Raw genomic sequence first — 7,779 nt, forward strand, 5'->3', positions numbered from 1 at the left:
TCACGTTTGTAAAAGGGGATTTGTACTCAATATAATTTTCAGTTATAAAAATTTTAGACAAAAACATTTTTTTGATAATTATTAAACAAATTATTGAAAATCCAATTAACGGTACTAAAAGTGGATACATAAATTCACCATTATCTCTTATTCGTATAAATAAGAATGTAAAAAAAAGTGTTGCTAATCCGGTTAATATAAGACCGAACCATTGTAGAAAATTGTTTTTGTTTGCGTAATTGAATTTTTCCATTAATGTTTGTTTTAATTATTGCCAACGTTTTGTGTATTGTTATTTGCGATTTTTTGTTGTAAAGTTAATTAAAAGTGGTGAACTTTTGGTTTTGCGAGATTTAGTCCGAAGGAATAAATCCGTAAGCAATTAATTATACATTTTGTTACCCAACGTTTTTATTCAGTCTCTATTAATTTATAAAAATCAGTTTCTTTTTGTATATCAGATACAGATTTGTTAAAGTTCTTTTTTAGATGCTTATCGACTAGTTTATTATAACATTCCATTTCTGATCTTAAAATGCAACCCATTGAATAATATTCAATATTATATTCCGATTCCATAATATTTTCCATACCTATAATAGAACCTAAACCAAAATGAAAGTATTTTAATTCACCCTTTTTTAAGTCAACTTCGAACCGATTTTCCATTTTTTCACAATTTTCTAATTCATAATATTCAGTAAGTCTCTTTTGTTTTTGTATAGCTTTATCATATTCAGCCCATAAGTGTAAATTTAAGACTAAACAAATTCCAAATACACCAATCATTATTTTTGTCAAAACATTGCGCCAACCTTTAGCAAGGAAATAAAATCCAAAACTTATTAGACCTATAACAAATAAAAATTTTGCAATGTCTAACTCCAATTTTACATTGTACCAATATTGCATTTTAACAGAATTAAAAGTCAATAAAGAAAATGTGATAATTGATAAAATCAGAAGTATGTATTTTGTTTTAGTTTTCAATTAATGTCAAGTGTTGGGTAACGTTTTGTGTATTGTTATTTGCGATTTTTAGTTGTAAAGTTAATTAAAAGTGGTGAGCTTTTGGTTTTGCGAGATTTGTCCGAAGGAAAAATCTGCAAGCAATTAATAATACATTTTGTTAGCTGACGTTTTTTGTTTTCCACCATTCTAAAATTTCATCAATTTTTTCTTTATCATAGGTTTTACAGATGTACAGGTGATTTGGATAAGGTTCTTTTTTTCGATAAGATTCTATTATTGAAATAACATGATTTCCAATAGTCATATGTGTTGACTTAGGGATGAAAGAAGAAATATCTCTTACAATACATTTTGATTTTTCTTTTGAATTTATTTTAGAAATTAAATATTCTAAATCATTTTGATTTAACCAATTAGTTTTAGTTTGTCCAATTGTAGTCAAAATATTAAGTTTATCATGATTTTTAGTTTTAAGAATATCAATTAATGTTTTAACATTGACTTCAGACATTTTTATATAATTATTTTTGCTAGGATATTTCTTTAGGTCAAAGTCAGGTTGGTTATTTTTTTCTTTTGTTTTACATGATAATAAAACAGTAAAAATAATACTCAAATAAAGATATCTTTTCATAGTTTAAAATGACAGCTAACGTTTCGTGTATTGTTATTTGCGATTTTTTGTTGTAAAGTTAATTAAAAGAGATGAACTTTTGGTTTTGCGAGATTTAGTCCGAAGGATTAAATCCGCAAGCAATTAATAATATACCTTGTTGTACACAGTACTTTTATTTCCATTTTTCTATTAATTCAATTACTCCATTTTTTATTCCGTCATAAAAATTACCATTTTTAAATTCAGGAATTATGGTTTGGTCGATTACGTTTATACAGATTTCGTCAGTCAAAATCAGTGCCGTTGCATTTCCAGTTGCGATTCCGATTTGTCGACAAGGACTGCACATAACAATTGTCAGTCCGTTATTTTTTTCAGCATCTCCAACTCCCCAGTAATTGCTTAAATCAGTTGCATATTTTTGAATGTCCGAGTAAGGTGAAATACTATCAATTGTCACAACAACTATTTGTCGTGTTGTTTCAATATTGTAGTCATAAATGATATCAGAAAGTTCTTTGTTTTGTGTAGGACTAAAAATGCTATCATAGTCATTTATTATTTGATCCTTAAGTTTTGTATCTCTGAATTTGTCAATTGTAGAGAAGTCAAATTCTGTTGTCGTTTCTTTTATTTCAGTTTCTTGTGCTGAACCTTTACAAGAAAGCAAGTTTAGTGTTAGAAAAAGGATTAGTATTTTAGATGCGATTTTCATTTCTCGGTATTGTGTACAACGGTTTCGTATAACCGTTAGTTACGGGTTAAATTAGTTATTATTTTCTTTTATTCACTAGCGTTAGCAATTCCGAGTGGATTCGGACGTAGTCGAATCCGCCGTAATTGCGGTTATACATTGTTGCCCACAGTATTTTATTCACGTTCTGATTTATAAATCCAACCATCGAGTGCAAATAATTCCGATGAATTTTTGTTTGGTTTTATTATCATTTTCAATCCGCTACTTTTCAATTCGTAATTTTTATCTATAATCACACAATCTCCGTTCAGAACTTTTTTAGAGTCATTTACTTTGATTAAATCAAAAAAAATATTTTTCAGCTCTTCAAATTCGACTTGAGTAATTTTAAATTCAGATTTTTTTTCGTCCAGTTTATCATTGTATTTAACTCTATATTCCTTTCCGTTATTTTTACGTTTTATAGTCAGTTTACTAATTCCGATTATGTTTGCTCCAAATCCGCCGTGATTTGTGATGCGTATTTCAATTCGGTCATTAGCGAATATTTTTTCCACACTTTGCTTTTCAGTCGGAAGTAAATTTCCAATTGAAATTCCAACAAAACTTGTTAAAATCAGAAAGCCAAATATTAAGGAAATAGTTTTTTTCATATTGTGGGCAACGGTTTTGTGTATGATTTTTTGCGGGAAAAGGACGCGAGTCGTTTTCTGTTGTTGCGGAAAGATAATTAATAAGATTGAATTTCCGCATGGGAATTCAGCCGCAATTAATTATACACCTTGTTACCCACTGTGTTTTTTAATTCTTAAGTGTTAATTCAATTGCTATTTGATTATATTTATTATTATATCTTTTTGAAGAATAATTGTTGTTTTTCAAAACTTTTCTCCATTTTCCTTGATTAAAAATCCAACTATTTTTATTTTCATCTCTAGGTATAAGACCTATTTTTGGATCATAACGAATTCCTTTTTGTTTTTCTTTTGAATCTTTTATTGTATAGTTAAATTCGTACTTATTATCCTCTATAATTAAACACTCAAAAGCAATGAAGAATCCATTTTTAGGAAATTTTATATTTAATTCGGATATGTCTATTTCAGTTATTCTTTTCCCTTTATTAGCAGTTCCAATAATGTTTTTATGAAATATATAGTTATCTGGTTCTCCTTTTTCATTTATATCATACAAACGAATATTAAACTTTGAGCCTTTCACTTTACTTTTAGTTAGTATTCTTATTTTACTTAGGTAAGGAGTACTTTCGTAAATTGCCTGATATTCAAAAAATCTAGCCGCAATCCATGGGTTTTTTCCAAAGGCAAAATAATGATTGATTTTAGATTTTTTAAATTTACCAATTGTTAATGATTTGTTTTGTTTTTTAGAGCTGATAATAATTTCATCAAGTTTAGTTGTTTGAGGTTTTAACTCGATAACTTGTTTTATGGAATCAGACAATATTCTTTTTGTTTCAAATCCAAGAGCAGAAAATAAAATAATTTTTGGACTATCAATTTTTAATTCAAACTCTCCTTTTTCATTAGATGTTGTTCCAATGGTTTCGTTCTCTACCCAAATATTTACGTAAGGTATTTTTTCTTTTGTTTTGTTATCAATTATTACAGATTTCAATTGACTGAAACAAATGTTAGAAATTACCAGAATTATTATAGTAACTAGTCTTTTCATATTGTGGGTAACGTTTTTGTGTATGTTTCAGTTGCGTGATTTAAGTATTAAATTTAGCAAATAATTACTGAATGGAAAATCCGCGAGGATTTTCCAAAGTAGGCAAGAAGCTAGCAATTGAATATACACGGTGTTAGCCATAGTTTTTTAAAATTCAGTTCTTGAGTTATTTATTTTAACAAATTCAAATTTCTCATTCAATTCAAAATTATTTAAAGCTGATTTAAATTCAGTTTTCATTTTCTTATTTCTTAAAAGTATCTCAAAATTATATTCTTCTCCGTTTTTGCTAATGATTTTTAAATAGTTTTTATTTCCGTAAATCGAGTGAGTTTTCCAACTTCCATAATCCATATATTTCAAGAAAATACTTTCTAATTCATTCAGTTTTATTTGTTTTTCAACTCCGTCTAATTCTATTGTTATAAGTTTTTCAGATAATTTAAAAACTCCAATTATTTTAGGTTTTATAAAAGAAATTCCAAAAAGAAAATATGCACCAAATAAAATTATTATTAGACTTAAATATTTCAAATATGTGTTTTGGTTTTCTTTATTATGTGCAAAAAGATAAAAATTAGCAATTAAATAAAGTATTCCGAAAATGATGGAATATGATTTTTTATATTCTTTAGTTTTTACAATTTCTGTTTTGAATTCCTGCGTCATTTTGGTAATTATGGCTAACGGTCTCGTATAACCGTCAGTTACGGGTTTATATGCGTTAATTTTCGGTTTAGCACGGACTTTAGCAATTCCGAGTGGATTCGGACGTAGTCGAATCCGCCGTAATTGCGGTTATACATTGTTGTAGCACGTTATTTATATTCATATTTATTACGCCAAATTTCTTCTCCTTTCAAATAGTCAAGAAGAATTTCGGTCATTTGTTCAACCGTTTCTAATGGTTCTACTAATAAAATATGATCATCTTCTGTCACAAATCCAGAAGTTAATCCGTCATCGCCTAAACTTCCGCTTACGTGCAAAGCTTTATATCCATTTTTAACTTCCAGTTGCACAATGTGGAATTCATTCCAATTTGTTGATTCCATCGTGCTTTTTATTATTTCCGCTGTCGCTTTTTCAGATATGGTTTTTGTGACTTCTCCATAGTCGTAAGAGACAGTAAGTTTTAAATCTCGTTTTTCTTGTCGAGCTTCACGATTCCGCAATTTAGTTTTATTTTCCGCAATTCCATGTGTGTTTGAGTTACGTTTTGAGTTCCAGCTAATCAAAGCGAATATTCCGATTAATGCTAAAACTCCGAAGATTATGTAGGTATTCATTTTTTTCACGCGATTTTGGTTTAATGTGCTACAACGTTCAGTATAAGAAACGTAGGGCGGGTGATAAGCGATACGTTTCGGATTGGGACTAAGCCAAATATAATATTTTGCTTTTATCTTTTTTGTTGAAAATGCCAAATTTTATATTTTGCGACTTTGTAAATAAACACAGAACTTTGGAGTTGACACAAATACCCTATGTTTTTTATACATTGTTAGCAAATGTTTTTTGTTTCGATGTTCTCTCAGTTATTGTAAAAACACCTATTGGATAAAATAATGATGAGAGTATTAATAGAATTCTTTGTGTTACTGAATCAATTTTTTTCATTATGTAATTAATTATAATGTAATAGTTAACGCATATTGAAATAACTCCAAAAATAGCACTAATAAAAAATGTTGGTCTATACAAATAGGCAAAAATCAACCTAAATCCAAAAGACATTGATAAGACTATTATCAGAATATCCGCTATAAATAGATAAACTAATATTTTATTGAATATTTTAAAAATTCTATAGTTTTTATATTCAGTTTTTGAACTTTCTAATATTTCATTTGAAGTAGTTGTTAACCAAATTATATGAATTATAAGAGTAAGAATTAACCAATCGTTGAAACTTGCAACTTGAATTCCTGTAAGACTGAATAAAAATAGAACTGTAAATATTATTTTTTTAATCATTTTAATTTTTAATAACGCTTAGATATTTTTTAAGGTACATAAACAAGTTTAATGTCAAAGATATACTCTTTATTAACTTCTCTTACTTCTGCATTAAGCACTAAGTCACTTAAACCCTCATCTTTCGTATATAGGTCAATAAGAATATTCCAGTAGTTTCCATTACAAATATAAACTGAGGAGTTCCAAGTTTCATTAGGTAGTTCAATCAATTCTTCTCCGTAATCCTCAATTTATTCTTTGATTTGTTCAGCAGTTTTATCCGAAATAGTGTTTACATTTTTTATTTCATTGCTAAGCTTGTAATCTTTTTTTACAAAGGCAAAAATAATAGCCTTAAAAGTTAGTCTCCAAATGTGTGGTATTGGAAGTTCTTTTTCCTCATTTTTTTCAACTGCAATTTCGTTAATTCTTAATATTTGCTAACGGTTTTGTATATGAAAAGTAGCAGAGTAAAAATGCAATTACTTTTAGTTTAAAGACAAAAAAGTAGAAAAGAACTAAACTTTAAGTTTAGCTCTTAACTGCTATTTTTTATATACCGTGTTGTAGGCAGTATTTAATCTTCAATCATAAAAATTTCATCAACCCAACCAACTTCATATTTGATTATTTTATTTTTCGATATTTTTTCAACAAAATAAATTTTATCAAAGACATGATGTTTAAATTCATTTAATGAATTGTATTTTTTGATTAAATATTCAAAATCAACAAGTTTTATATTTTCTAATGCTTTTATAGAACAAGTATCCTTGAAGCTTTTTGTTTTGTTAAAGCCAAAGGTTTCATTACAGATTTTGAAATTAATTATATTACCATAATCTTCATATTCTTTTCTAAATTTATTTACATTTAAGGAATTACCAGAACCATCTTCAACAATGCATTTTTCATTACTTTGGTTGTCAAATAATATGTATACAGTTTCTTTCTTTCTTTCTTGAGAGAAACACATTAGCGTTGAAACTAAAAAAAGTATTAATGTTAGATTTTTCATTCTGTACAGGTTTCATTTGAGTTATTAGCTATATAATCGGAAATAACTCCTTCAATTCTTTCCTTTTCTTCTTGAGGCAAACTAGTCCAAGTATAAATTGCATTGTTTCCATTTTCATAAATTAACCCTTCCCAAGACAAGTCCATATAGAGTTGAGCGGGTTGCTGATTGTCTGGTACAGCACTACCTGTATCATATTCCTGCAATATTCTTGCCAAAGTTTCTCTATAATGAGTTGCCATTTGTTGATGTTGCCAATTTTTGTGGCGTCTAAAATAATCATACATACCTGGGAAATTACCATCTAAAGCATCTAATACATCTTGTCTTGTAACTCCGTCAATATTACCACCATTATCAAGTACAGACAATAATTTTCTATACATTTCAGCATGAATAACTTCATGTGCAATTGTTTTTACAACTAATAAATTTGGTCTTTTAGTAACTCCACTAGTTGTATTATTGTTGTTTAACCTAATTGTAATAACAAAATCAGGTGAGTTTGGGGTGGTTGGATTGCTATTAGGTGCAATAGTTATTCCCCTTGAAGCACCTATATCACCCATGTCAAATTTCAAATGCGCTACTGGAAAATCAGGTTCAAATTTCTTTATTGAATTTTTAAACCCAGTACTAGAAGATTTTAGTTTGTTGTAAATACATAGAGCTTTACTTTCTAATTCATTTAGAATTTGATAGTCATCATCAATTATACAACTTGTGTCACTTTTTATATAACCACTAGGGCAAGGTTTTTCTGGTTTTTCAAGAGGAATAACCACAATAGGGTCGTCAAAATTATCAGGTTCATCATTAGTT

Annotated in this window: 10 protein-coding genes and 1 pseudogene; all 11 read right to left on the bottom strand. The window is 28.1% G+C overall.

What is annotated here, in order from left to right; all coding sequences use genetic code 11:
• Positions 1–411: 411 nt before the first annotated feature.
• Entirely contained in the window at positions 412–990 is a 579-nt protein-coding gene (locus ACFQ1U_RS06375; RefSeq protein WP_386106497.1) for an FEKKY domain-containing protein, read from the bottom strand.
• 139 nt (positions 991–1,129) lie between these two features.
• Entirely contained in the window at positions 1,130–1,606 is a 477-nt protein-coding gene (locus ACFQ1U_RS06380) for a hypothetical protein (protein ID WP_386106499.1), read from the bottom strand.
• A gap of 154 nt (positions 1,607–1,760) precedes the next feature.
• Positions 1,761–2,258, bottom strand: coding sequence for a TPM domain-containing protein (locus tag ACFQ1U_RS06385; RefSeq protein ID WP_386106501.1), 498 nt, complete (start codon positions 2,256–2,258; stop codon positions 1,761–1,763).
• Positions 2,259–2,458: 200 nt separating this feature from the next.
• Positions 2,459–2,938, bottom strand: a complete 480-nt coding sequence (locus tag ACFQ1U_RS06390) for a hypothetical protein (RefSeq protein ID WP_386106503.1) — start codon at positions 2,936–2,938, stop codon at positions 2,459–2,461.
• Positions 2,939–3,086: 148 nt separating this feature from the next.
• Positions 3,087–3,923: a carboxypeptidase-like regulatory domain-containing protein gene (locus ACFQ1U_RS06395; RefSeq protein ID WP_386106505.1), complete on the bottom strand. Its 837-nt coding sequence runs from the start codon at positions 3,921–3,923 to the stop codon at positions 3,087–3,089.
• Between the two features lie 204 nt (positions 3,924–4,127).
• Positions 4,128–4,649: a hypothetical protein gene (locus ACFQ1U_RS06400; protein WP_386106507.1), complete on the bottom strand. Its 522-nt coding sequence runs from the start codon at positions 4,647–4,649 to the stop codon at positions 4,128–4,130.
• Positions 4,650–4,798: 149 nt separating this feature from the next.
• Positions 4,799–5,407, bottom strand: a complete 609-nt coding sequence (locus ACFQ1U_RS06405; protein ID WP_386106509.1) for a hypothetical protein — start codon at positions 5,405–5,407, stop codon at positions 4,799–4,801.
• Between the two features lie 67 nt (positions 5,408–5,474).
• Positions 5,475–5,600 (bottom strand): hypothetical protein, encoded by a 126-nt coding sequence (locus ACFQ1U_RS06410; protein WP_386106511.1) that lies wholly within the window; start codon positions 5,598–5,600, stop codon positions 5,475–5,477.
• Positions 5,601–5,986: 386 nt separating this feature from the next.
• Complete coding sequence (locus ACFQ1U_RS06415) at positions 5,987–6,190, bottom strand: DUF7668 domain-containing protein (protein WP_449343025.1); 204 nt, start codon at positions 6,188–6,190, stop codon at positions 5,987–5,989.
• Positions 6,191–6,516: 326 nt separating this feature from the next.
• Positions 6,517–6,957 carry a hypothetical protein gene (locus ACFQ1U_RS06420; protein WP_386106515.1) on the bottom strand — a complete coding sequence of 147 codons (441 nt, stop codon included), beginning with the start codon at positions 6,955–6,957 and terminating at the stop codon, positions 6,517–6,519.
• Positions 6,954–7,779, bottom strand: a pseudogene (locus tag ACFQ1U_RS06425) (hypothetical protein); the annotation flags it as partial. The pseudogene ACFQ1U_RS06425 and the gene ACFQ1U_RS06420, both read right to left, overlap by 4 nt.

Origin of the sequence: Tenacibaculum geojense, assembly GCF_042676005.1 — a bacterium.
GTDB classification, from domain to species: domain Bacteria; phylum Bacteroidota; class Bacteroidia; order Flavobacteriales; family Flavobacteriaceae; genus Polaribacter; species Polaribacter geojense.

Coding starts and splice junctions, on each gene's coding strand:
- ACFQ1U_RS06380 (WP_386106499.1), bottom strand. CDS start 1,606: ATGAAAAGATATCTTTATTTGAGTATTATTTTTACTGTTTTATTATCA.
- ACFQ1U_RS06390 (WP_386106503.1), bottom strand. CDS start 2,938: ATGAAAAAAACTATTTCCTTAATATTTGGCTTTCTGATTTTAACAAGT.
- ACFQ1U_RS06400 (WP_386106507.1), bottom strand. CDS start 4,649: ATGACGCAGGAATTCAAAACAGAAATTGTAAAAACTAAAGAATATAAA.
- ACFQ1U_RS06410 (WP_386106511.1), bottom strand. CDS start 5,600: ATGAAAAAAATTGATTCAGTAACACAAAGAATTCTATTAATACTCTCA.
- ACFQ1U_RS06420 (WP_386106515.1), bottom strand. CDS start 6,957: ATGAAAAATCTAACATTAATACTTTTTTTAGTTTCAACGCTAATGTGT.